General features: G+C 68.1%; 24 protein-coding genes. 15 read left to right on the top strand and 9 right to left on the bottom strand.

Annotated features, from left to right (window positions below):
- Positions 1–13: 13 nt before the first annotated feature.
- The 6 genes from AC1VVG_RS29865 to AC1VVG_RS29840 all read right to left on the bottom strand — a co-directional run bounded on the left by AC1VVG_RS29865 (position 14) and on the right by AC1VVG_RS29840 (position 6,390).
- Complete coding sequence (locus AC1VVG_RS29865) at positions 14–802, bottom strand: lytic transglycosylase domain-containing protein (RefSeq protein ID WP_034189409.1); 789 nt, start codon at positions 800–802, stop codon at positions 14–16.
- Positions 799–1,473, bottom strand: coding sequence for a type III secretion system export apparatus subunit SctR (sctR, locus tag AC1VVG_RS29860; protein WP_049034062.1), 675 nt, complete (start codon positions 1,471–1,473; stop codon positions 799–801). The genes AC1VVG_RS29865 and sctR overlap by 4 nt, the downstream gene beginning before the upstream one ends.
- Positions 1,474–1,476: 3 nt before the next feature.
- The gene (gene sctQ, locus AC1VVG_RS29855; RefSeq protein WP_473375539.1) at positions 1,477–2,631 is read right to left on the bottom strand and encodes a type III secretion system cytoplasmic ring protein SctQ; all 1,155 of its coding nucleotides are present in this window, start codon (positions 2,629–2,631) and stop codon (positions 1,477–1,479) included.
- A 372-nt stretch (positions 2,632–3,003) separates the two neighbouring features.
- Entirely contained in the window at positions 3,004–3,402 is a 399-nt protein-coding gene (locus tag AC1VVG_RS29850; RefSeq protein WP_034189412.1) for a winged helix-turn-helix domain-containing protein, read from the bottom strand.
- Positions 3,403–3,715: 313 nt separating this feature from the next.
- Entirely contained in the window at positions 3,716–5,926 is a 2,211-nt protein-coding gene (locus AC1VVG_RS29845) for a xanthine dehydrogenase family protein molybdopterin-binding subunit (protein WP_482837102.1), read from the bottom strand.
- Positions 5,927–5,928: 2 nt separating this feature from the next.
- On the bottom strand, positions 5,929–6,390 hold the full coding sequence (locus tag AC1VVG_RS29840) for a (2Fe-2S)-binding protein (protein WP_011354470.1): 462 nt from the start codon (positions 6,388–6,390) through the stop codon (positions 5,929–5,931).
- A 180-nt stretch (positions 6,391–6,570) separates the two neighbouring features.
- Here AC1VVG_RS29840 and AC1VVG_RS29835 point away from each other — a divergent pair, with 180 nt between their 5' ends.
- Complete coding sequence (locus tag AC1VVG_RS29835) at positions 6,571–7,494, top strand: AraC family transcriptional regulator (protein WP_059556784.1); 924 nt, start codon at positions 6,571–6,573, stop codon at positions 7,492–7,494.
- A gap of 44 nt (positions 7,495–7,538) precedes the next feature.
- Here the strand turns inward: AC1VVG_RS29835 and AC1VVG_RS29830 are convergent, their stop codons facing one another.
- Positions 7,539–7,763 (bottom strand): hypothetical protein, encoded by a 225-nt coding sequence (locus tag AC1VVG_RS29830; RefSeq protein WP_226104081.1) that lies wholly within the window; start codon positions 7,761–7,763, stop codon positions 7,539–7,541.
- 410 nt (positions 7,764–8,173) lie between these two features.
- On the opposite strand from AC1VVG_RS29830, the gene AC1VVG_RS29825 reads away from it, so the two are divergent.
- From AC1VVG_RS29825 to AC1VVG_RS29790, 8 genes are all read left to right on the top strand, one after another.
- The gene (locus AC1VVG_RS29825; protein ID WP_141727549.1) at positions 8,174–8,572 is read left to right on the top strand and encodes a hypothetical protein; all 399 of its coding nucleotides are present in this window, start codon (positions 8,174–8,176) and stop codon (positions 8,570–8,572) included.
- Between the two features lie 1,048 nt (positions 8,573–9,620).
- Positions 9,621–9,944, top strand: a complete 324-nt coding sequence (locus AC1VVG_RS29820) for a hypothetical protein (RefSeq protein ID WP_069707117.1) — start codon at positions 9,621–9,623, stop codon at positions 9,942–9,944.
- Positions 9,945–10,055: 111 nt separating this feature from the next.
- Positions 10,056–10,646 (top strand): hypothetical protein, encoded by a 591-nt coding sequence (locus AC1VVG_RS29815; RefSeq protein WP_367188625.1) that lies wholly within the window; start codon positions 10,056–10,058, stop codon positions 10,644–10,646.
- A 73-nt stretch (positions 10,647–10,719) separates the two neighbouring features.
- Positions 10,720–11,001 carry a hypothetical protein gene (locus tag AC1VVG_RS29810; protein WP_069707110.1) on the top strand — a complete coding sequence of 94 codons (282 nt, stop codon included), beginning with the start codon at positions 10,720–10,722 and terminating at the stop codon, positions 10,999–11,001.
- Positions 11,002–11,045: 44 nt separating this feature from the next.
- Positions 11,046–12,692, top strand: a complete 1,647-nt coding sequence (locus AC1VVG_RS29805; RefSeq protein WP_482837101.1) for a chemotaxis protein CheA — start codon at positions 11,046–11,048, stop codon at positions 12,690–12,692.
- Positions 12,693–12,847: 155 nt separating this feature from the next.
- On the top strand, positions 12,848–13,432 hold the full coding sequence (locus AC1VVG_RS29800) for a hypothetical protein (protein ID WP_482837100.1): 585 nt from the start codon (positions 12,848–12,850) through the stop codon (positions 13,430–13,432).
- A gap of 174 nt (positions 13,433–13,606) precedes the next feature.
- Entirely contained in the window at positions 13,607–14,965 is a 1,359-nt protein-coding gene (locus AC1VVG_RS29795; protein WP_264167163.1) for a sigma-54 dependent transcriptional regulator, read from the top strand.
- Between the two features lie 132 nt (positions 14,966–15,097).
- Complete coding sequence (locus tag AC1VVG_RS29790; RefSeq protein WP_343727477.1) at positions 15,098–15,604, top strand: hypothetical protein; 507 nt, start codon at positions 15,098–15,100, stop codon at positions 15,602–15,604.
- 27 nt (positions 15,605–15,631) lie between these two features.
- Here AC1VVG_RS29790 and AC1VVG_RS29785 read toward each other — a convergent pair whose 3' ends face one another.
- Positions 15,632–16,123, bottom strand: a complete 492-nt coding sequence (locus AC1VVG_RS29785) for a hypothetical protein (protein WP_034189422.1) — start codon at positions 16,121–16,123, stop codon at positions 15,632–15,634.
- A gap of 377 nt (positions 16,124–16,500) precedes the next feature.
- On the opposite strand from AC1VVG_RS29785, the gene AC1VVG_RS29780 reads away from it, so the two are divergent.
- Positions 16,501–17,178, top strand: a complete 678-nt coding sequence (locus AC1VVG_RS29780) for a LuxR C-terminal-related transcriptional regulator (protein WP_049030065.1) — start codon at positions 16,501–16,503, stop codon at positions 17,176–17,178.
- Between the two features lie 25 nt (positions 17,179–17,203).
- Here AC1VVG_RS29780 and AC1VVG_RS29775 read toward each other — a convergent pair whose 3' ends face one another.
- Positions 17,204–18,757 (bottom strand): methyl-accepting chemotaxis protein, encoded by a 1,554-nt coding sequence (locus AC1VVG_RS29775; protein WP_034189424.1) that lies wholly within the window; start codon positions 18,755–18,757, stop codon positions 17,204–17,206.
- Positions 18,758–19,010: 253 nt separating this feature from the next.
- Between AC1VVG_RS29775 and panE the strand changes: the two genes are divergently transcribed.
- From panE to AC1VVG_RS29750, 5 genes are all read left to right on the top strand, one after another.
- Complete coding sequence (gene panE / locus AC1VVG_RS29770; RefSeq protein ID WP_482837096.1) at positions 19,011–19,958, top strand: 2-dehydropantoate 2-reductase; 948 nt, start codon at positions 19,011–19,013, stop codon at positions 19,956–19,958.
- 239 nt (positions 19,959–20,197) lie between these two features.
- On the top strand, positions 20,198–21,157 hold the full coding sequence (locus AC1VVG_RS29765; RefSeq protein ID WP_034189425.1) for an AraC family transcriptional regulator: 960 nt from the start codon (positions 20,198–20,200) through the stop codon (positions 21,155–21,157).
- Between the two features lie 119 nt (positions 21,158–21,276).
- The gene (locus AC1VVG_RS29760; protein ID WP_034189426.1) at positions 21,277–22,221 is read left to right on the top strand and encodes a substrate-binding domain-containing protein; all 945 of its coding nucleotides are present in this window, start codon (positions 21,277–21,279) and stop codon (positions 22,219–22,221) included.
- A 62-nt stretch (positions 22,222–22,283) separates the two neighbouring features.
- A complete protein-coding gene (locus AC1VVG_RS29755) occupies positions 22,284–23,804 on the top strand; it encodes a sugar ABC transporter ATP-binding protein (protein WP_482837095.1) in 1,521 nt (506 codons plus the stop codon).
- A complete protein-coding gene (locus AC1VVG_RS29750) occupies positions 23,791–24,798 on the top strand; it encodes an ABC transporter permease (protein WP_034189427.1) in 1,008 nt (335 codons plus the stop codon). The genes AC1VVG_RS29755 and AC1VVG_RS29750 overlap by 14 nt, the downstream gene beginning before the upstream one ends.
- The last annotated feature ends 46 nt before the right edge of the window (positions 24,799–24,844 follow it).

Below are 24,844 nucleotides of genomic sequence, written 5' to 3'. Positions count from 1 at the left end.
CTTGCTCATGCGGTCACTGATCGAGACACCGCACGCACAGCCGCTTCGTCTGGCTCGCCGACAAGCCGTGGCACATCATCACGACCGGGCGCGCATGGCACGACGGCGGGTCGGCGGAGGCAGCCGGCAACGGCAGCCTGCGCGCGCGATCGGGCGGCGTGGTCGCGGCCGCGTCCATGCGTCGCTGCCGCGCCGGCGGCGGCACGTCACGCACCACCGGGATCGGTTCGACGCCGCCCTCGCGCGCGTTGCGCTGCGCGCTCGCGACGACGCGGCTCACGTAGCCGCTCGAGAAGCCGGTCGTGAAGTTGCCGCTGTAGTAGCACGACAGCGCCGCGCGCAGTGCGGCCTGCGTGGCGCGGCCGGTGCCCGACGAGCGCGCGAAGCATTCGGTCAGGATCGCGCCGCCGGCCTGCAGGTTGCGGCATGGCTCGAACATCGTCGTTTCGTCGAGCCCGTATTTCGCGAAGTTGCGCGCGTTCACCTGCGCGAGGCCGACGCTGTAGCTGTAACCGCGCGACGACAGTTCGCGCGCGGTCGCGCGCGCTTCGTCGAGCGACGCGGGCTGGCGCGTCAGGTGGCCGCCGACCACGCCGATCGCATACGGATTGAAGCCCGACTCGGTGCGCACCAGCGCGGCGAGCGTGTCGGGATCGACGTTCGGCGCGCAGGCGCGCGCGAGTCGAGCGAAACCCGCGGCAGCGCCGGCCGCCCGCGCGTCACGCGGCTGCAGGCCCGCCAGCGCGAGCACGGCCAGCGCGCACAGGCACGCCGCCGCGATTCGCAGGCCGCGCGCGTTCATCCCGCACCCGCCACGCGGTACGACATCACGAGCCCGTGCACGAGCAGCGACCAGCCGTCGAGCGCGACGAACAGCAGCAGCTTGAACGGCACCGAGATCGTCGTCGGCGAGATCATCTGCATCCCGAGCGCGAGCAGGATGTTCGCGACCAGCAGGTCGACGACGATGAACACGATGTAGATCACGAAACCGATCTGGAACGCCTTCGTCAGCTCGGCGAGCGTGAAGCTCGGCACCAGCACGAGCAGGTCGTCGTCCTTGATGCCGTCGGCGCGGTGCTTCGGCCAGACCGACGTCGCGGTGCGCACGAAGAACTCGCGGTCGCGCTGCCGCGTGTGCGACACGAGGAATTCCTTGATCGGCGGCAGCGCGGCATCGGCGAGCGCGCCGACGTCGGCCGTCGACAGCTGCCCCGACGCGTCGAAGTGGCGCGCCTGCAGCGCATCGCGGATCGACATCCCGACGGGCGCCATGATGAACAGCGACAGGATCAGCGCGATGCCGTTCAGCACGAGGTTCGGCGGCACCTGCTGGATGCCGAGCGCGGAGCGCAGCAGGCCGAGCACGACCACGAGCTTCGTGTAGCTCGTCACCATCAGCGCCGCGAACGGCGCGATGCCGAGCGCGGCGATCACCGCGATCAGCGCGACCGGGTTCGGCAGGTTGCCCATCGTTCAGCGCTCGCGCGGCGCGGGTTGCGTCAGCGTGACGACGCGCACGCCGAGTTTCTGGCCGACCGCGATCAGGTGGCCGGTGCCGATCAGCATCCCGTTCGCGACGAGATGGATCACGCTCTGGTTGATCCCTTGCTGCAGCTCGATCACGGCGCCCGGCTGCAGCGCGCTCAGCTCGCCGAGCGGCATCGACGCGGGCGGCAGCTCGAAGCGCAGGTCGACCGCGAGGCCGTCGAGCGTGCGCGGCGCATCGGCGGATGGCGCATCGTGTGTCGTGACGGGCGCGTGGTCGGTGCGGGTCGGTTCCAAAGGCATCTCCCTGATTCGTTCGACGGTCAGCCGGTTGCCCGACGGCCGTCCGGTGATCTCCCACGCCGGCGCGGCCGGCAGCCGCGCGACGCACAGCAGGTTCTGCTCGTGCGCCTGCCAGCGTTCGATCGCGATGATGTCGCCGCCGACGACGTCGGCCAGTTCGGCCGTCGTCAGCTCGGTGCGGCCGATCTCGAACACGAGCGGCACGGGCAGGTTCGCGTAGGCCGCGCGCGCATCGGCGAGCGCGGCCGGCGCGGTCGCGAAGAACACGGCCAGTGCATCCGGCACGTCGAACAGCAGCGCGCCATGGCAACGCCACGCGGCATCGGCGCGCCGCAGCTCGAAGCGCAGCGCGGCCGGCGCCGCACGCCAGGCCGGCACGCGCTCGGGCGGCGGCAGCAGCTCCACGCGCTGCCGCGTCGCGGCCTGCAGCACGGCCGCGAGCGGCGCGCCCAGGTCGGCGAGCAGCGCCGCGCGAATCACGGCCGGCACGGCCGGATCGGCTGCGTCGCCGAGCCATTCCGTTTCCGCGACCGGATCGATCCACAGCGTGCCGGTGGCCGGGCCGATGACGAAGCGGTACGCGTGCGCATCGGCGGCCGGCTCCGCGTCGACGCGCCAGCGCACCTCGTACGCGTGCTCGCCGAGCGTGACCGGGACGGCGCCCGTCGCGCCGTACGCGTGCGACAGCCCGCGCGCGGCGGCGGCGGACAGGCGCGGCAGGTACGGCGACGCGTCGAGCGCGACCGCCGCCGGCGCAGCGGCGGGGGGCGCGGAAGCGGCGGGCATCGCCCGGCTCGCGGCGTCGCCGGCGTCGGCATTCGTCAGGAACTGCGCAGGCACGGCGGGATCGGGGCGGATTCGGCGTTGATTCGACGGGTTGTTCCGGGGCCGGCGGCGCCGTAGGGCGCGCGGCTGCTGCGTCGATTGTAGGGACGGCCATGGCCGCGTGCCGGGCCGGAATCCGTAGTCGCACGCATCGTGCGGCGATCGAGCTAGCGGGGTGCTACGAAGCGTGATGAAGCCGGGCAGGCGGCGGCCGGCGCCCAAAAGCAACCGCCGCCCGGAGGCGGCGGTCGGGTCGCGACTGGCTGGCGGGCCGGAGGGCGTGCAGGCCGGATCCGGCTGGCAGGCCGCGAGGCGCTGCGGCTGGGCGCAGCGCGGTGGGGGGGACGTGGCCGCTGCGCCGCGAGCAGGCGGCGCGCGGGGGCAGCGTCACGCGTAGTCGGCGGCCATCGCCGGTTGCGGCGCGGCACGCAGGACCGGCGCGGCATCGTGGCGCTCGACGTGCGTCATGGCCGCACCGAACAGCACCAGGCGATAGCCGACCGCGTAGATCGGGATGATCCGCAGGTTCTTGTCGTGTTCGAGCTGCAGCTTCGAACGGATCCGCGAGATATGGGTGTCGAGCGTGCGCGACGACACGCCGAGCTCGCGGCCCCACACGGCTTCCTGGATTGCCTGCCGCGGCACGATCTTGTTCATGTTGTCGAGCAGGAATTCGACGACGTCGAATTCGCGCGGCGTCACGTCAACGACCTTGTTGTCGATTTCGATCGTGCGGCGCACGAAGTTGATTTTTATGTTGTCGATGTACAGGTATTTGCAATCCATGGTGGCCCTCACATGTCCATTAAGGAGTGTTTGCGGGTCCTGTGCTGCAACTTTCGGGCCAGGCAGAGGATTATCGAGCGCCGACTGGCGGCGGCACGGCTGCGCGCGGCCCGGCAGCCTTGAATTTAAAAGAATTTTTAACGGGAGAGGCGAGGCGGACACTGAAGGGGTCCGAGCATCATTGAAGGATTGTTACGTAGCATCGGGTGGGGATGTTACGGGTGACGGGCGTTACGTCTGACGTAACGCGAGGGGCGGCTGGATGGAGACCGGCCACGGAGGCGTTTCGCCCCGTGGCCGGTGCGCCTGCACATCAGGCCTTCGCGCCCTCCGCCGCATCGAACGGCAGCACGTAGTGCCGCTTGCCCGTCGCCGCGAAGATCGCGTTCGCCACGGCCGGGCCGACCGGCGCGACGCCCGGCTCGCCGACGCCGGTCGGCGCCTCGGCCGACGGCACGATATGCACTTCGACCTTCGGCATCTCGGCCATCCGCAGCACCTGGTAGCCGTCGAAGTTGCGCTGCTCGACCTGGCCGTCCTTCAGCGTGATCGCGCTGTGCATCGCCGCGCCGAGCCCGAAGCCGATGCCGCCCTCCATCTGCGCGGCGACGATGTCGGGATTGATCGCGATCCCGCAATCGACCGCGCACACCACGCGCTCGACCTTCACCTTGCCGTCCGCGTCGACCGACACCTCGGCGACCTGCGCGACATAGCTCTTGAACGCCTCGGCGACCGCGATCCCGCGCCCACGGCCCTTCGGCAGCGGCTTGGCCGGATCCCAGCCGGCCTTCTGCGCGGCGAGATCCAGTACCGCGCGCATCCGCGGTTCCTTCTCGAGCAGGTCGCGGCGGAACGCGTACGGATCCTTGCCCGCCGTGTGCGCGGCTTCGTCGATGAACGCCTCCACCGCGTAGGCCGTGTGCGAGCTGCCGACCACGCGCCACCACAGCACCGGCACGCCGGTCTTCGCGGTGGTGAGCTCGACCGACACGTTCGGCACCGCGTACGGCAGGTTCGCCGCACCCTCGACCGACGTCGCGTCGACGCCGTTCTTGACCATGAACGCTTCGAACGGCGTGCCGGCGAGGATCGACTGGCCGACGATCCGGTGGCGCCAGCCGACCAGCTTGCCGTCCGCGGTCAGGCCCGCGTCGAGCTTGTGGAAGTACATCGGGCGGTACAAGCCGCCCTGGATGTCGTCCTCGCGCGTCCACTGCAGCTTGACGGGCTTGCCGTCCGCGCCGAGCGCCTTCGCGATCGACACGGCCTCGACCACATAGTCCGACCACGCGTTCGCGCGCCGGCCGAAGCTGCCGCCCGCATACAGCGTGTGGATCTGCACCTGTTCGGGTTTCAGCCCCGCCGTCCTGGCCGCGTTGGCCTGGTCGACGGTCTGGAACTGGTCGCCGGCCCAGATTTCGCAGCTGTTCGCCGTCAGCTTGACGACCGCGTCGAGCGGCTCCATCGGCGCGTGCGCGAGATACGGGAATTCGTACGACGCGCTGATCTTGCGCGCCGCGCCCGCGATCGCCGCGTCGGCGTCGCCGTCCTTGCGCGCCGACGTGCCGGGCTTGTCGGCGAGCTGCCGGTATTCGCGCATGATCTCGCCGGACCCGCGTTTTTCCGCGTGCGCGTCGTCCCACTCGACCTTCAGCGCGTCACGGCCCTGTTTCGCGGCCCAGAAGCCGTTCGCGACGACTGCCACGCCGCCCGGCACCTGCACGACCGACACGACGCCCGGCACGGCCTTCGCGGCCGTCGCGTCGAACGATTTCACCGTGGCGCCGAAGCGCGGCGGGCGCTGCAGCAGCGCGACGCGCATGCCGGGGAAGGTCGTATCGAGCGTGAAATGCGCGGTGCCGTTCGATTTCGCCGACGCGTCGACGCGCGGGATCCGGTGCCCGATCAGCTTGAAATCGGCGGGCTGCTTCAACGTGACCTTGTCGGGCACGGGCAGCTTCGACGCATCGGCGACGAGCGTGCCGTACGGCGCCGTCTTGCCGCTCTTCGCGTGCGTGACGACGCCATTGGCGGTCGTCAGCTCGCTGGCCGGCACCTTCCAGCGGGCCGCGGCGGCCGACACCAGCATCGCGCGCGCCTTGCCGCCCGCTTCGCGCAGCTGCTGCCACGAGTTCGCCATCGCCGAGCTGCCGCCGGTGCCCTGCATCGTGCCGAACGCGAGGTTCGCGTAGCGCTTCGCATCGGCCGGCGCGCTTTCGACGCGCACGTTCGACCAGTTCGCGTCGAGCTCCTCGGCGACGATCGTCGCGATGCCCGTATACGCGCCCTGGCCCATTTCGACGTGCTTCGCGATGACCGTGACGGTGCCGTCGGGCGTGATGCGCAGGAATGCGTTCGGCGCGAAACCGGCTTCGGGCGCGGTCGCGGCGAGCGCGCGGCGGCCGAAGCCGGTGAAGTCGAAGCCGATGGTCAGGCTGACCGCGGCCGCGGCCCCCGCGGTCTTCAGGAACGTGCGGCGCGACGGACGCACGGAGCCGGTGTTGTCGAGTTCGATCGTCATGGTCAGGCTCCCAGCGTCGCGGCTGCGTCGTGGATCGCGGCCCGGATGCGGGCGTAGGTCGCGCAGCGGCACAGGTTGCCGTTCATCGCGGCATCGATGTCCGCGTCGGTCGGCTTCGGGTTCTGTTCCAGCAGCGCGGTGGCCGACATGATCTGGCCGGACTGGCAGTAGCCGCATTGCGGCACCTGCAGCTTGACCCAGGCGGCCTGCACGGCGTGCGCGGGCTTGCTCTGCAGGCCCTCGATCGTCGTGATGTGCTTGCCCGCGATGCCGGCGAGCGGCAGCACGCACGAGCGGACGGCCTGGCCTTCGAGATGCACGGTGCACGCGCCGCACTGCGCCATGCCGCAGCCGAACTTCGTGCCGGTCAGTCCCGCGTGTTCGCGAATCGCCCAGAGGACGGGCATCGACGGATCGGCGTCGAGCGTGACGTTCTTGCCGTTCAGGACAAACGAGGTAGGCATTTTTATGTCTCCATGGGGAAAACCCGCCATACGGGCAGGTTAGCCGGGAGTGTGCGCGAGCCGCCGCTTTTTGCGTCTACCCAATCCTGCAAATTTATTGAACAATCCTGCAAATCCCCGGCACGCGGCGGGCCGTTTCGCTATGCTCCCGCGACACGGGAAATCATTCGAGGATGCGTCATGGACATGACCGATATCGTGGCGTCGCGCGAATCCGGGCGGCGCGAGCTGGCATCGCTGATTGGCCGTTTCGCACCGGCCGACGGCTCGCATTCGACGGCCGTGCCGGGCTTGATGCTGCATCGGCACACGCGTCCGGTCGATCTCGGCTGCGGCGTGTCGCGGGCCGCGCTGGTGATCGCCGCGCAGGGCGCGAAGCGCGTGATCGTGGCCGGTCACGCTTACGAATACGACACGCACAATTGCCTGATTACGTCGATCGACTTGCCGATCCTCTCGCGCGTGACGCGCGCGTCGCCGGAGGCGCCGTACCTGTGCCTGTCGCTGACGCTCGATCCGCAGCGCATCGTCGAGCTGGCGGCCGAGATGCGGCTGCCCGAGCCCGATGCGGGCCCGGAAGGCGAGGGGATCGCGCTCGCCGAACTGACGCCGCCGCTGCTCGACGCCGCGCTGCGACTGTTGCGCCTGCTCGATACGCCTGCCGACATTCCGGTCGTCGCACCGTTGATCGAAAAGGAAGTGCTGTACCGGCTGATGACGAGCGGGCAGGGCACGCGGCTGCGACACATGGCCATCGCGGGCAGCCAGACGCACCGGATCGCGCGCGCGATCGAATGGATCCGCGATCACTTCGCGGAGCCGATGCGCGTCGAGTCGCTCGCGCAGGCGGTCAACATGAGCGTGTCGTCGCTGCACCATCATTTCAAGCACGTGACGACGCTGAGCCCGCTGCAGTACCAGAAGCAGTTGCGGCTGCACGAAGCGCGGCGGCTGTTGCTGCGGCAGGGCGGCGACGTCGGGTCGGTCGCCGCCGTCGTCGGCTACGAAAGCGCATCGCAGTTCAGCCGCGAATACAGCCGGCTGTTCGGCGCGCCGCCGATGCGCGACGTCGTGCACCTGCGGAAGAAGGAATTGCTCGGCTGAGGTGCCGCCGGCACCGGCCGGCACGCGTCTCGGGCGGTGCGCGGTCATTCATCGCCGTCTCCTTCGTCGAGCATCTCGAGGAACCACAGGTCGATCTGCCCGACGGCGTCGCGCACGCGCTCCATCCCGCTGCACGGGTGCCGTTTCGGCAAGCGCCGGTCCGCCTGTTCCGATGTCGACGAAGCGCCGCGACAGGCGCTCCGGTTTCGCTGACAACCCCGTTGATGCTTGAATGGCGCAAGCGCCGATCGATCGGTGGTGATCTTCATCGCCGTTTCCCCGACACGCAGGTTGCGAGCGGGCCGCCGCCGGTGCTCCGTGTGCCGTGGCGTGCCGCTCGGTGAGAGCCGGACATCAGGCAATCGGCATGCCACGGACGACACGCCGCCGCCGGGCGCGGGCACGGCCATGCCTTCGCCGATCGACAGGCGTGCAGGCGTTTCACGCGTGAATCGTGGGGACAGGCGAATGAGCCGGGCGAGCGCCGGATCAATGCGATTCGATACGATGAAACGCTCGATAAATCAGGCTTTTACGAGATTGTTAACGTAAGGCGCACGTTGAATCGGCATGTTTCATCGATGAGAATCGAGCGGATAAATGCTTGAAAACGTTTCTCGAATGTGTCGCATCCTCGGGGTGTATCCGGCGTGAAAGGTGGGTTGAGCCGGAATGAAAAATGGTGCTTGTGCTTTTGCCGGCATTCCATGTTTACATTTGTTTTAATTATTACGCCGGTAACGGTCGCGATGGCAACATTTTTCGTCGCGCGATCGTGTCGGTATTTTCACGAATGAATCAAATTCGTTTTGCCGAACCGGGGATAAGCAAGCCGAAGACGCATCGAAGGCCGTTGCGTCTGGCGCCGGGGCCGTACGCAGGGTGGATCGATTCTCGTTCGTTTTCGCACGGAAGCCGGGCCGCATACGCATCGAAGCGTCGTTCGTCAGTGGAAACACGGATGCCGCCCGGCGGGCGACGCGGCGCGCTTCTCAAGTTTGAAACACCCGTTCAACCTGCCGTCCGGCAACGCGCCGCGGGCCGGATTCGTCCGTCTAATCACGGGATTGCGTCATGAAGCGCAGCGATCGCGACGTGTGCCAAACCTTTGCCGCGATACATTCCTGAAACAAAAAACGACGTTTCCGGCGAAAAGCCGCGGCCTGGCGGCGGTTCGGCGCGCGCAACGAACGATGGCGCAACGCGTGGCACGCTGCTTGCGGTATTGGACGCATCGGCGGGCGGTCGACACGATGCAACAAAGATGTGGGGGCGACCAACTCGTCAGTGAGCAGTCGGGGAAACGGCGATGAAGACCATAAGCAGTAGTGTGATCCGCGCGTATTTTGCGCACCAATGGGGTAGTCGGAGAAATCGGGGTGTTGCTCACGACGCAGTGCCAGCGTCGCGGGTATTCCATCGCTTTCCCGGCGTCCGCGCCGGCCGCCTGCCGCGGCGGTTGTCGCGCCTCGTGACGAGCGGGCGACAGGGGTGCCCCCTTTCATTCAGTTCACCCGGATGGGTCAGGCTGTTCGTGCCGGACAGTGTGACGCCGTTTCGTCTTCAACCGTGCAGGGCGGTTTCGATCGCGCCGGGCCAGTACCGGCGCCGGCCGGATTAGATCGAACGCACGTCGGCCGGATTGTCCGGACGCCCTTTCTTCGCCAGCTCAGGGAGCAAACATGCCATCTGTCTGCAATGCGGCACCGTCGTCGCTCGGCTGACGAGCGCCATTTGAACGGCTGTCGTATTTTGCGGTGGTATATATTCGCGCATTTTTGATTTCGAAACGAATGCCAATGCCGGTATCCGTTTTCGACGGGGTATCGAAAATCGTGAGCCGGAGGATGCGCGCGTCATTCCGGTTGCGAAATTGGAGGTGTTTTTTTAAAAATATTCAATGGTCATAAAAATAATAGAAAACACCTACGCATAAATTTTGGACAAGCTGAAAACATAAAACTAGACTTCGGCTGTCAAAAATAGACAAAAAATTAAAATTAAGAGCCAGCACGAATTTCTTGATTTGATAGTAATCCTTATTTTTTAAGGATTGCTCGAGGCAGGAAGGTTGATGGCGTGCAGTCTTCCTTGCTCATTCTCTCCACGCCGTTATGGAGTCGACCATGAAGAAGCTTCTGATTGCAGCAGCAGTTCTGGCGGTTTCGGGTGCAGCGTTTGCAGGCAGCGGCACGGTGTCGAGCAGCAATTCGTCGAGCGGTGGCCAGACGATGGCCGGGGTCGTCGGGTTCGGCCACTTCTCCGCAACCGATTCGGGCTCGGCACTCGGCGCAGCCGGTGCAACGGCCGGTGGCGGCAGCAGCGGTTCGATCTCGTACACGAACCACACCCAAACGTCGACCGTCGGCGGCTTCGGCTTCGGCGGCGCACAGGCTGGTGGCAGCAGCGGCGCGAATGCCGGTTCGACCGGCTGGACGTATCACCACTAAGCCGCGGCGCGTAGCGTTCGTCATTGGCTGGCGGTACGGATGCCGGGTTCTGCCCCGCGAGGGCCAGCCCGGCTCCGCCACCGTCGAACTTCCTCACAGCAAGGAATTGCTATGAAAGCCAAAGTCATATTAGCGACAGCGCTCACCGTCCTATCGTCGGCCGCATTGGCAGCAGGTTCGTTCACGAACAACCAGACGCAATCCGTCGCAGCGGGTGTGTCCGGTTCGGTACTGGTCGGGTCCGGCAGCTATACGAGCAATTCGACATCGACGGCTGGTGCAAGCGCCGGCAGTACCGTGACACCCGCCGGTTCCGCCGGCACCGCATCCGCCTTCCACAACTCGACTTCGACGGCCAGCGGTTCGGGCACGAACGGAGGCGCGTTCGCGGCAGGCGGCGGTATCGGTGCCGCAGGCTCGTTCGCTGGAAACAGCAAAACGAACGAGAACGCGAATGCGCTGTCGGGAGGGGTGACCGCCACGATCGTACTCGGCGCGAACCACTACACGGCCACGGGTGCGAACGACAACGGCAACGCCAACGCGGGCGCCGCCGGGCTGACGGGCAGTGGTGGGTCGGGCGCGATCGCGGGTTCGAATCATTACAACTCGTCGACCGTGTGGAGTACCGGTCCGGCCGGTTCGCCGTCCGCATCGGGCGGAAGCCAGGGCAGTTCGAGCGCGACCGGGAGCAGTCATTAGTCAGGTGTGGGGGGGACCAGTTTCCCAGCGACGCTGGTCTCTTTTCCGCATTGTTGTCACGTAAGGAGTTGGCATGAAGCAGAACCTGATTGCCGCCGCTCTGATGTTCGCGTCTCTGACGGCGTATGGCGCTGACCGTGCTGCCGATGGTGGGCAATCGACTATGCAGACGTCAAACAATCCTGACCAGACAACCAAACCGTCAGAACAACAAACGCTTTCGTCGGGCAATGCCATCGGCGGACCGGATGCCCAGCAGTGGCAGGGCGTGTCGGCCGGCTCGTGGTCCCAGCTGGGCAGCGGCTGGAAGCAGTTCGGGGAAGCAGCGAAAACTGAAGGCATTCAGGGGAATTAGTACGGTTGCCTGGGTCGGAGGTCAAACCTCGTCCGGAGAGTGAAATGAACAGCAACAGGATCAAGGTGGCATGCGCGGCGATGTTCGCGATGACCACGATCGGTGCCCACGCGCAAACTGCCGACTCGACGTCGAGCGCGCAGTCCTCGACGTCGTCGACGGCCGTCAGCCAGGGTGGCGGTTCGAGCATGAACACGAACACCACGAGCTCGCGCGGCGGCAATGCCACCAGCTCCAGCGGGGTGCGCAGCAGCGGCAATTCGAGCGTGAACGTCAACGTGACGATGCCGTCCAGCACCAGCGGCGGCACGAATGTGACGCCGCAGTCGCTGCAGTCGTCGGGCGCGCCCGGCACCAACCCGTACAACACCCAGACCTCGGAAAACGTCAACTACTCCGGTACGCAGACGATCAAGACGAACCCGTCGATCCAGGCGCCCGGCCTCACGACCACGCTGTCCGATACCTGCATGGGCTCGGTGAGCGTCGGTGTGTCGTTCCCGGGCTTCGGCGCGACGGGCGGCACGACGCTGGTCGACCAGGCCTGCGTCCGGCGTCTCGATGCGCGTGAATTCCGTGCGATGGGCCTGACCGATGTGGCGCTCGCGCTGCTGTGCCAGAGCGATGCGAACCGGCGCGCGGTGGAAGCGACCGGCCACCTGTGCCCGGGCACGACCGCGCCGCTCGCGCGTTCGAACGTGGCGCCGAGCGTGGAAGCGACCGTCGCGGACGACGTGAAGTATCGCGACCCGATCGTGCGCGACCGCATGGGCCTGCCGCCGCTTGGCTCGGCCGCGCCGGCATCCGCGCCGACGCGTCCGATCCAGACGACGTCGGTGCAGACAGCGCCTGTTTCGGTGCCGGTTCCGATTCCGGTGCCGGCGGTCGCGCCGGTCGCCGCCGCCCCGGCCGTCGCCGCGCCGGCAGTCGCCGCGGCCACCCCGGCCGTCGCGTCGCCCGCTGTTGCCGCGGCGCCGGCAGTGGCTGCACCGGCGGCAGCGGCGCCCGCGGTTGCTGCGGCACCTGCCGTCGCCGCCGCGCCTGCCGCCGCGGTCGTACCGGCAGCCGCGATGGCGGCCGTGCCGGCTGCGGCTGTCATCGCCGCGCCCGCGGTGGCTGACAAGGCATCGCAAGCGCCTGCCACGCCGGTCGCTGACACGAAGGCCGCCGAGCCCGCCCAGCCCGTGGCTGACACGAAGGCGCCGGAGCCCGCACAGCCCGTTGCCGACACGAAGGCCGCCGAGCCCGCCCAGCCGGTTGCCGACACGAAGGCGCCCGAACCCGTGCAGCCCGTCGCCGACAAGGCACCGGAGCCGATGCCGGCCGCCACCGACAACGCAGCGCAGGCCGCAGGCGAACCGGTTGCCGAACCGATGCCGGCCGCTGCCGTCGTCACGGCGCCGGCAGCCGATGCAAAGGCTGCCGAGCCGGCGCCGCAAGCGACTGTCGAAGCGCCCGCTCCGCAAGCCGCGCTGCCTGAGGCAGCAGCGCCGGCCGACATGCCGACTGCCGACGCGAAGGTGCCCGAAGCGGCCGAATCCGCTGCCGCACCGGCTGCGCCCGCCGCCGACATGCCGGCGTTGAGCGACCCGGCCCAGGCGTTGCCGCCGGCCACGGTCGACCAGCAGGCCGCACCGGCCGCACCGGTTGCGCCGGCGCCGGCCGTCATCTCGACGAGCACGTCGTCGTAAGCACGCGGGGCCGTCTGCCGCGCGGCCGAATGCCGGTCGCCCGGCCGGCGCCCGGCCCCGATGCCCGATGGACGTTTCCGGTTGGACGGGTGTTGGTCCCATCCCCGAGATCAACACCTCTTTTTGCCTGACGAGGATGCAAGGAGGCCTCAATCATGAGGATCTTTTTGGTCGCTTTGCTGCTGGTCAGCGTGCAAGCCGCTGCGCAGACGGTTTTCCAGAATCCCGCGGTGTTCGTGATCCTGAGCGAGCAGACCGCCGCGAATGCCGTGAGCGTTCAGCAGGCGCTGACGACGCTGGGCCGCGCCGACAACACCGCATGCGCGCCGATGGTGATGATCGGCGATCCGCAGATGATCTACATGATGCCGGAGCAAGGTCATGCGCCGTCGTGGAAGTCGCCGGTATACGGTCGCGGCGCGCCGTTCGAAGCGCAGAACGGCCCGACGTCGACGGGCAAGACGGTCGGCGCGATGCAGCATGCCGAGGACATGCAGACGCAGCCGTGGAGCGACGGCAGCGCGATCACGCAGAAGATCGCCGGCGAGTCGAGCGTGACGGCGGCGGACCGCGTGAGCGGGTGGCAGCACAGCGGGCTCGACAGGATCGAGACGGCCCGGGCCGAGGACGTGACGGTGAACGGCAAGACCTACCATGCCTATCGCGACGATCTCAACACGTCGGTGAAGCCGGCCGTCGAGCCGCAGATCTACACGCAGCGCGTCGTGTTCTGCCGATAACGAAACATCGATTCGAGGACGGGGCGGCGCCGCGCCGCGGGACCACGGGCCCCGCCGCATGCGATCCGGCAATGGCCGTTCCGACAACCAACCCTACGCGGCGAGGCCATCGTGAACTATTGCTGCCAGCTGAGAGTGTCGGGCCCGCAGGATGTCGAAAGGGAGGCCGGCGCGATGTCGTTCGTCGCCGCCCGGCGCAATCATGCGGTGCCGTCGCGGCCGCTCGTCTACCTGTCGCAGCGGCACGACGCCGCGCTCGCCGACTGCCTGGCGTCGCGCGGTTGGGACGTGTGGCGCGCGAAAACCGTTGCGGACGCACTGAATCTCGTCAAGGCGAACCGCCCGCATGCCGGCATCGTCGATTTCGGCAGTTTCGGTTCGCCCGACGTCGCGTCGTTCGAGGCGCTGCTGCGCGACTCGCGCGTCGGCTGGGTCGCGCTCGCCGACGGCGAGCGGCTGCGCGACCTCTCGATCGCGCGCCTGATCCGTCGTTGCTGTTTCGACTACGTGCGCAACGCGACGGCCTATACGACGATCGGCTATCTGGTCGGCCATGCGTACGGGATGCTGAAGCTCGCGGACGGCGACCCGGCTGCCGATGGCGTGCCGCCCGCCGGCGCGATGATCGGCTCGTGCGACGCGATGCGCCGGCTGTTCGCGACGATCCGCAAGGTCGCGAACACGGACGCCACCGTGTTCATCGCCGGCGAATCCGGCACCGGCAAGGAGCTGACCGCGGCGGCGATCCATCAGCAGTCGCTGCGAGCCGATGCGCCGTTCGTCGCCGTGAACTGCGCGGCCATCCCGTCCACGCTGCTGCAGGCCGAACTGTTCGGCCATGAGCGTGGCGCCTTCACGGGCGCGCACCAGCGCAAGATCGGCCGTATCGAGGCCGCGCACGGCGGCACGCTGTTTCTCGACGAGATCGGCGACATGCCGTTCGAGAGCCAGGCGAGCCTGCTGCGATTCCTGCAGGAGGGCAAGATCGAGCGGCTCGGCGGGCACCAGTCGATCGCGGTCGACGTACGGATCGTATCGGCGACCCACGTCGATCTCGAGGCCGCGATGCGAACAGGGCGGTTCCGCGCCGATCTGTACTACCGCTTGTGCGTGCTGCGCATCGACGAGCCGCCGTTGCGCGCACGCGGCCGCGACATCATGCTGCTTGCCGATTACGTGCTGCGGCGTTATCGCGGCGACGGTTCGCACCGGATTCGCGGCTTCACGCCCTGCGCGGTCGAGGCGATCCACAACTATCCCTGGCCGGGCAACGTGCGCGAGCTGATCAACCGGATCCGGTTCGCGGTCGTGATGACGAACGGCCCGCTGATCTCGGCGGCCGATCTCGAACTGCATGCGTACACGTCGCGGCGGCCGCCGACGCTGGCGGAAACGCGCCGGCAGGCCGAGCGGCGCGCGATCGAGGAAACGCTGCTGCGCAACCGCCACCAGCATGCGGACGTCGCGGCCGAACTGGGCATTTCGCGCGCGACGCTGTACCGCCTGATGACCGCGCACGGGCTGCACGGCTGATGGGCGCCGGTGCGCGGCGCTCAAGACTGCGCGACAGCGGCCGTTAAGACAGGAAATGACCCGTGCGGACCGCCGGCGCATCGCCGCGCTTGCGGCCGACACGCGGCGCATCACGCTTATCCGAGGGTTATCGTGACAGAGTGCAGTCACTGCGGCAGGACGTTCCTGGTCGGCGGCCGGTCGATCGACGGCCGCCGCTATTGCAGCCGGGTGTGCGCCCGCGCGCATCCGATCATCGTCGAGGCCGAACGGGTGCCCGACGCGAAAGTCCGGCAGTATGTCGACGACTGGCGCTACGGGCCGTGCCCGATCTGCCTGCGCGAAGGGCAGCCGGTCGACGTCCATGCGTCGCATCGCGTCGTGTCGCTCGTGTTCGTCACCCGCTGGGCGACGCGGCGCCACGTGTGTTGCCGCCGCTGCGGACGCCGGAAGCAGGTGCTCGCGCTGCTCGCGTCGGCCGCGCTCGGTTGGTGGGGGCTGCCGTGGGGCATCGTGCTGACGCCGATCCAGCTCGTGCGCAACGCGCTCGGGCTGGCCGCGCGCGATCCGGAGGTCGCGACGCAGCAGTTCGAGCAGTTCGTGCGGCGCAAGCTGGCGGCGCGCCGGCTCGCGCGTGCGGAGCAGGGCGCCGGCACCTGATCGCGCGCGCCGGCGCGTCGCGCCCGCTCAGGCCGGCCGCTCGAAGCCCGACGCGACCCAGCGTTCCGCGCTGGCCTTGTTGAGCTTGAACCCGGCCGACACCTTCGCTTCGGCCAGCAGCTCGCCATACGAATCGAATGCCTTCAGTTGCGCGTACGGCTCGAACTCGTCCGGCACGATGTCGAGCGTCACCGATACCTCCTGCCCGTCGTCGCCCTGGACCGTCACTTCCTTGTGCAGCATCGCGCGCCGCTGCTGCTCGTGCCGCATCAGCACCTCGGTCGCGGTTTTCACGAGCGTGCGGAACGCGTTCGCGTCCATCGGTTTCGGATTCTTCTTGTCGCGGCCCATCGTCCACGGCCCGACGAGCGCGGGCTCGGACTCGCCGTCCTTGATCATCTCGACGGCCCAGCCGTCGTCGTCTTCGTTCTTGATGATGCGGGCCGTCCAGCCGTTGTCGCGCCAGAGGCCGTCTTCGTGGATGGAGGTGTCGTCGGATTGCAGATCGGAGTCGGTCATGAGGAAAGGGGCGAGTGCGGGCAGCCGGCAAAAGGGCGGTGGCGCGCGGCCGGTAGCGGCGCATCGCTCGCCGCCGGCGAGCCCGGAGTGGCATGCAAAGGCCGTAATTTTACCTGCTGGCGACCGCATGGCGCGCAACCTTGGCCATCGGGCCGATGCCGCGACCGTCGCCGCTGGCCGCCGGCCGCCTGAACCCGCGCAAATATCAAACTTGTATTACCTCCCCGGCGGCCGATCCACGTGCCGTCCGATATCCCGCCCGCGCACGGCTTCCTAGAATCGGGTGGCAGGCTAAAAATAGCCTGATCATCCTTTCAACGCTTGGCCGGCCGCCCGCGTTCCGCGCCGCGCGGCCGGCGAATCACCAGGAACTGCGCATGAGGAAATTCAATGTTCGCATCGTCGTCGCTTACGACTGGCCGCTGACGCTGGCCGGCATCGAGCAGGTCGCCGGCAGCGCCTGCGCGATCGAGCTCGTCGCGGTCTGCCGGAGCACGGCCGAACTGGTCGCGTCGCTCGGCGCGGTCGACTGCGATGTCGTGCTGGTCGACTATGCGATCCGCGGCGACGCGCGGATGGACGGCCTCGCGCTGTTCGACTGGCTGCGCCGCACGCGGCCGAACGTCGGGATCGTCGCGCTGGTCGCGAACGAGAATCCGCTGATTTTCCGGTCGATCATCGCGACCGGCGGCGTGAGCGTCGTCAGCAAGTTCGACGAGGTCGGCCACATCGTCACGGCGATCCATTCGAGCTACAGCGGCGGCGCGTACCTGTCGCCGGTCGTCAGGCGCGCGCTCGACACGCTCGGCGAGCGCGGCGAGGCGCCGGTGAAGCTGACGGCCCGCGAGATCGAGGTGATTCGCCTGTACCTGTCGGGCGTGCCGATCAAGACGATCGCGCAGCGCCTGAGCAAGGGCAAGCAGACGGTCAGCGCGCAGAAGATGAGCGCGATGAAGAAGCTCGGCGCGAGCAACGACGTCGAGCTGATCCAGCGGGCGGCCGGACTGGGGCTCGGCGGCGGGGCGGGCGCGCTGCCGGCCGGCGGTGCCGCTTGAGCATGCCCGCGCCCGCCGGGCGTCTTCAGGCCGGCAACGCGAACCGCGTGACGGCGTCGCGCAGTGCCTCGGCCTGATCGCGCAGCGAATGCGCGGCTGCCGCCGCCTGTTCGACCAGCGCCGCGTTCTGCTGCGTGACCTGGTCCATCTCGCCCACCGCGCGATTGACCTGTTCGATCCCGGCGCTCTGCTCGCGCGACGCATGGCTGATTTCGTCGAGGATCTCGTTCACGCGCCGCACCGACTGCACGAGCTCGGACATCGTCTCGCCCGCGTTGGAAACGAGCGCCGCGCCGTGTTCGACCGTCTCGTTCGACGACACGATCAGCGACTTGATTTCCTTCGCCGCCGTCGCCGAGCGTTGCGCGAGCGAGCGCACTTCGGCCGCGACCACCGCGAAGCCGCGGCCCTGTTCGCCCGCGCGCGCCGCCTCGACGGCCGCGTTCAGCGCGAGGATGTTGGTCTGGAACGCGATGCCGTCGATCACGCCGATGATGTCGCCGATCTTGTGCGAGCGGTCGGTGATCTCGTTCATCGTCCGCACGACGTCGTCGACCACCGCGCTGCCGCGCGTCGCGACCTGTGCGGCCTGGCCGGCGAGTGCCGCGGCCTGCGCGGCGCTGTCCGCGTTCTGTTTCACGTTCGCGGTCATCTGGTCCATGCTCGACGCGGTCTGCACGAGCGCGGCCGCTTGTTCCTCGGTGCGCTGCGACAGGTCCGTGTTGCCGGACGCGATCTCGCTCGCGCCGACGTTGATGTTCTCGGTGCCGGTCCGTACGCGCGACACCATGTCGATCAGCCCGCCCTGCATCGTGTGCAGCGCATGCAGCAGGCTGCCTCGATCGTCCTGCTTCACGGTCACGCGCGCGGTCAGGTCGCCTTGCGCGATGCGCTGCGCGGCGTCGAGCGCGACTTCGAGCTCGCCGCCCAGGTTCGCGCGCACGCTCTTCAGCACCATCACCATCACGGCAGTCGCGATCGCGCCGAGCACGGCCGTCATCGCGAACCAGCGGCCGATGCTCGCGAGCACCGCCGTGCGCACGTCGTTCATGTACATGCCCGTCACCAGATACCAGTCCCACGGCGCGAAGCGCTGCACGGCGCTGGTCTTCTCCTGCGGCTTGTCGGCGCCCGGTTTCGGCCACAGATATTCGACGAAACCCTTGCCGCCCTCGGCGTTGCCGGCCTTCACGATCTCGACGAAGAGGTGCTTGCCGTCCGGGTCGGTGAAGTTCGACACGTCCTTGCCGTTGAGATCGGTCTTGATCGGATGCATCACGATCACCGGCTTCGAATCGTTGATCGAGATGTAGCCGTCGGCGCCGTGACGCATCGCGGCGATCGCCTCGAGCGCCTTCTGCTTCGCATCGGCTTCCGGCAGCGCGTTCTGCTGCGACAGCTTGTAGTAATGGTCGGTCACGCTCGCGGCCTGCGCGACCAGCGAGGCCAACTGGTCGCGGCGGTCCGCGATCATCGACGCGCGCGTCTGCCATGCGCCGAGCCCGGCGATCACGAGCAGGCCGAGCCACAGGATGACGATCATCGAGGCGAGTTTCTGATTCAGCGAAAGGTTGCGCATGGTGTGTGGTCGGTCAGTCGAGGAGGCTCGCCGGGGCGGCGTGACGGGATAAGTATCTTGACGGCGCTCGATGCGCGTTACCGTAGACGGGTTATCCCTAGGAATCGGTGCCGCCGCCCATCCCTTCGCTGCCGGTAAGGGTATCTATGCATATGCATAAAGGGTATCGCTATACTGTCGGGCGATGGTGTACGCGCTGCGCGCCCGGGCTGGCGCCGACGCGGGCGCTGAACGAAACCGAAAGGAGGCAACGATGCGAATTCTGGTGGTAGGGGCCGGCGCGGTCGGCGGGTACTTCGGCGGCCGGCTGGCCGCGGCGGGGCGTGACGTGACGTTCCTGGTGCGCGACGGCCGGGCCGCGGCACTGGCACGCGACGGGTTGCTGATCCGCAGCCCGCGCGGCGACCTGACGCTGGCGAACGTGCAGACGGTGCGCGCGGCCGACGCGAACGCGGGCATTGCGCCGTTCGACCTCGTGCTGCTGAGCTGCAAGGCATACAGCCTCGACGACGCGATTGCGTCGTTCGCGCCGTTCGTCGGGCCGCGGACGCTGATCCTGCCGATGCTCAACGGGATGCGCCACCTCGACGTGCTGCGCGAGCGCTTCGGCGCCGCGCAGGTGCTCGGCGGGCTGTGCGTGATCGCGGCCACGCTCGATCGCGAGCAGCGCATCGTGCACCTGAACGATACGCACGGCGTGACGTTCGGCGAGCTCGCCGGCGGCGAATCGCCGCGCGTGCGGGCGGTTGCCGACGTGCTCGGCGGCGCGGGCTTCGACGCGACGCTCAGCGACGACGTCGCCGCACGGATGTGGGAAAAATGGGTGTTCCTCGCCACGCTCGCCGCGAGCACGTCGCTGTTTCGCGGCTCGGTCGGCGACATTCTGGCCGCGCCGGATGGCCGCCGCATGCTCGAGACGATGCTCGCCGAATGCAGCGCGATCGCCGAACACAATGGCCACCGGCCCGATCCGGTCGCCATCGAACGGATGCAGCGGATGGTGCTGACGCCGTCGCCGCTCACCGCGTCGATGCTCCGCGACGTCGAGAACCATGCGCGTGTCGAAGCCGATCACGTGATCGGCGACCTGCTCGCGCGGCGCGACCCGCAGGCGGCCGACGCGTTGTCGCTGCTGCGGATCGCGTACAACCACCTGAAAGCGTACGAGGTGCGCACCGCGCGCGAGCACGCGAGCGCGTAGGCGCCGGCGCGGGCGGCCGCACGGCCGTTCCGCACTGCACAAATTTGCCGTCCGGCGCCGTTTGCGGCCGGATCGCGCAAAAAAGTATCGGAAATCAGGCGTAAAGTTGGTGGAGCCGCGTACGCGATCGACCTACATTGCTTCCCATGCGACCGGTCGCGTCGCCGCGCGGAACGCGGCAACACGCGGCGCGCCGCCGAACAGGCCGGCCAGCGATACATGGGAATGGAGACGCCAACATGATGCACCCCGATCTCGAAGTGGTCGACGTGCGACGCGACGAGTCGTTCAAGGTCTGGTCGCACGGCTATCCGTATCGCACGATCCGCTGGCATTTCCATCCCGAATTCGAGCTGCACCTGATCGTCGCGACGCACGGCAAGTATTTCGTCGGCGATCACGTCGGCTCGTTCGGTCCCGGCCATCTCGTGCTGCTCGGCCCGAACCTGCCGCACAACTGGGTCAGCGACATGGCCGAAGGCGAAACCGTCGAGCGCCGCAATCTCGTGATCCAGTTCGACCCGGCGTTCGTCCGGCGCTGCATGGACGCGTTTCCCGAATGCCGCGACGCGCAGGCGCTGCTCGACGATGCGCGCCGCGGAGTCGGTTTCGACGCCGCGACGAGTGCCGCGATCGCGCCGCTGTTCGACGCATTGCTGGCGGCGCGCGGCATGCGCCGCATCGCGCTGTTCATGACGATCCTCGAACGCCTGTGCGGCGCGGCCGAACGCACGCTGCTCGCGAGTCCCGCGTACGACCAGACCGACGTCACGCCGACGCGGTTGAGCCACGCGCTGTCGTATATCGGCAAGAACCTCGCGTCCGAGCTGCGCGAATCCGATCTCGCGCAGCTGACCGGGCAGAGCGTCAGCGCGTTCTCGCGCGCGTTCCATCGCCAGACGGGCATGCCGTTCGTCCAGTACGTGAATCGTCTGCGGATCGAATCCGCGTGCCAGATGCTGCTCGCCGACGACGCGAACATCACCGACATCTGCTTCCAGGCCGGCTTCAACAACGTGTCGAACTTCAACCGCCAGTTCCGCGCGGTGAAGGGGATGGCGCCGTCCGAATTCCGTGCGCTGCAGCGCCTGAACGCACGCAGCCGCGACCTTGCGCTGCATGCGGCGCCGACCGGCAACCCGATGCCGCCGCGCGTGCTGACGCCCGGCGCGCCCGAACTCGCCCCGCAGCCCGGATGATCGCCGGGCCGTTGCCCGCCCGAGTTTCCCGTTCGTTTCACCCAGCCGATCGCGCCGTTCACGTCGCGAGGGGCGCATTCACCCACGAAAAAGCCGCACACAATTCTGGAGACACCGTCATGACGCACGCATCGCCCGCCTCATTCCCCCGTCGCGCCGCCCGCATGGCGGCCGTTGCCGCGCTCGCCGCCGCGGCCTGGCTGCCCGTCACGGCCGCGCAGGCCGCGCCGCTGCGGATCGGCATGACGTTCCAGGAGCTGAACAACCCGTATTTCGTGACGATGCAGAAGGCGCTGAACGACGCGGCCGCGTCGATCGGCGCGCAGGTCGTCGTCACCGATGCGCATCACGACGTCAGCAAGCAGGTGAGCGACGTCGAGGACATGCTGCAGAAGAAGATCGACATCCTGCTCGTGAACCCGACCGACTCGACCGGCATCCAGTCGGCGATCACGCAGGCGAAGAAGGCCGGTGCGGTGGTGGTGGCCGTCGACGCGAACGCGAACGGCCCGGTCGACTCGTTCGTCGGCTCGAAGAACTACGACGCCGGCGTGATGTCGTGCGAATACCTCGCGAAGGCGATCGGCGGCAGCGGCGAGGTCGCGATCCTCGACGGCATCCCGGTCGTGCCGATCCTCGAACGCGTGCGCGGCTGCAAGGCCGGGCTCGCGAAATTCCCGAACGTGAAGCTGGTCGACACGCAGAACGGCAAGCAGGAGCGCGCGACCGCGCTGTCGGTCACCGAAAACATGATCTCCGCGCATCCGAACCTGAAGGGCATCTTCAGCGTGAACGACGGCGGCTCGATGGGCGCGCTCGCGGCCATCGAAGGGTCGGGCAAGGACATCAAGCTGACGAGCGTCGACGGCGCGCCCGAGGCGATCGCCGCGATCCAGAAGCCGAACTCGAAGTTCATCGAGACGACCGCGCAGTTCCCGGCCGACCAGGTGCGCATCGCGCTCGGCATCGCGATGGCGCGCAAGTGGGGCGCGACGGTGCCGAAGGCGATCCCGGTCGACGTGAAGGTGGTCGATCGCGGCAACGCGAAGGGCTTCAGCTGGTGAACGACGTGCGACGCGACGCGAAGGGCGGCGGCACGGCCGAGGCCCTTCGCACGGAGAAGCCGATGGACACGATACTCAGGCTCAACCACATCACGAAAAGCTTTCCAGGCGTGAAGGCGCTGTCCGACATTCATCTGGATATCGCGCGCGGCGAGATTCATGCGCTGCTCGGCGAGAACGGCGCGGGCAAGTCGACGCTGATGAAGATCCTGTGCGGCATTCATCAGCCGGATGCCGGCACGATCCAGATCGACGGCACCGCGCGCCATTTCGCGGACTATCACGACGCGGTCGCGGCGGGCGTCGGCATCGTGTTCCAGGAATTCAGCCTGATTCCGCACCTCGATGCCGTCGACAACCTGTTCCTCGGCCGCGAGCTGCGCAACCGCTGGGGCGCGCGCGACCGCAAGCGGATGCGCCGCGCGGCCGCCGCGATCTTCGCGCGCCTGGGCGTCGCGATCGATCTCGATGCGCCGATCCGCGCGCTGTCGGTCGCGCAGCAGCAGTTCGTCGAGATCGGCAAGGCGCTGTCGCTCGACGCGCGCATCCTGATCCTCGACGAGCCGACCGCCACGCTCACACCGGCCGAGGCCGGGCACCTGTTCGCGATCATGCGCGAGCTGAAGCGCCAGGGCGTTGCGATGATCTTCATCTCGCACCATCTCGACGAGATCTTCGCGGTGTGCGACCGCATCACGGTGCTGCGCGACGGCCAGTACGTGGCGACGACCGACGTCGCGCGCACCGACGTCGAGCAACTGGTGCGGATGATGGTCGGCCGCCGGATCGAGAGCAGCTTTCCGCCGAAGCCCAGGTTGCCGAGCGACGCGCCGGCCGTGCTCGAAGTCGACGCGCTGCAGATCGAGCGCGACGGCCCCGTGAACCGCTTCACGTTGCGAGCCGGCGAGATTCTCGGTTTCGCCGGGCTGGTCGGCTCGGGCCGCACCGAGACCGCGCTCGCGGTGATCGGCGCGACGCGTGCGCACCGCAAGGACGTGCGTGTGCGCGGCACGGCGGCGAAGCTCGCCGATCCGGCCGATGCGTTGCGCGCCGGTATCGGCATCCTGCCGGAGAGCCGCAAGACGGAAGGGCTCGTCACGTCGTTCTCGATCCGCGACAACATCTCGCTGAACAATCTCGGCAAGTACCGGTCGATGCGCTGGCTGATCGACCGCGGCAGCGAGGCGCGCACGACCCACGACGTGATGCGGCGTGTCGGCGTGAAGGCGCCGTCGATCCACACGGAAGTCGCGACGCTGTCCGGCGGCAACCAGCAGAAGGTCGTGATCGCGCGCTGGCTGAACCATCACACGTCGGTGCTGATCTTCGACGAGCCGACGCGCGGCATCGACGTCGGCGCGAAAGCCGAAATCTACGGGCTGATGCGCGAACTCACCGCGCGCGGCTACGCCATCATCATGATCTCGTCCGAGCTGCCGGAAATCGTCGGCATGTGCGATCGCGTCGCCGTATTCCGGCAAGGACGCATCGAGGCGACGCTCGCCGGCGACGAGATCGATCCCGACACGGTCATGACCTATGCCACGGCCGGCACGCGAGGAGCGACCCATGAACCTGCCTGATTCTTCTTCCACGCCTTCCACGACGCTCGCGGCGACGGCCGGCGACGCGCCGCCGCCACGCGCGCCGTGGACGCAGCTGCGGCGCTCGACGCTGTTCTATCCGCTCGTCGGCCTGATCGTCGTATGCATCGCGATGATGATCGCGAGCCCGAGCTTCCTGTCCGCCGCGAACCTCGAGAACGTGCTGCGCCAGGTGTCGATCAACGCGATCATCGCGGTCGGCATGACCTGCGTGATCCTGACCGGCGGGATCGACCTGTCGGTCGGCTCGGTGATGGCGCTGTCGGGCACGCTCGCGGCCGGGTTGATGGTCGCGGGCGTCAATGCGGTCGCCGCGCTCGCGATCGGCATCGCGGTCGGCCTCGGCTTCGGCTTCCTGAACGGCGTGTTCGTCGCGTTCGCGGGGATGCCGCCGATCATCGTCACGCTCGCCACGATGGGCATCGCGCGCGGCCTCGCGCTGATCTATACGGGCGGCTATCCGATCGACGGCTTGCCCGACTGGGTCGCGTTCTTCGGCAGCGGCAAGGTGCTCGGCATCCAGGCGCCCGTGCTGATCATGCTGGTGGTGTACGCGATCGCGTGGCTGCTGCTCGACCGCATGCCGTTCGGCCGCTACGTGTATGCGATCGGCGGCAACGAGCAGGCGACGCGGCTCACCGGCGTGCGCGTCGCGCGCGTGAAGCTGATCGTCTACACGCTGGCCGGCGTCACGTCGGCGCTGGCCGCGATCGTGCTGACGGGCCGGCTGATGAGCGGGCAGCCGAACGCGGGCGTCGGCTTCGAGCTCGACGCGATCGCGGCCGTCGTGATGGGCGGCACGTCGATCTCCGGCGGGCGCGGCGCGATCCTCGGCACGCTGGTCGGCGCGCTGCTGCTCGGCGTGCTCAACAACGGGCTGAACATGATCGGCGTGAACCCGTATGTGCAGAACGTGATCAAGGGCGGAATCATCCTGCTCGCGATCTACATCAGCCGCGAACGGTCGCGGTAACGATCGATTCATCGGTCTTCCGAATCATCAACGAAAGAGACAACTC

The organism is Burkholderia sp. L-4 (assembly GCF_056856535.1).
This window is presented reverse-complemented; position numbering and strand designations above follow the sequence as displayed.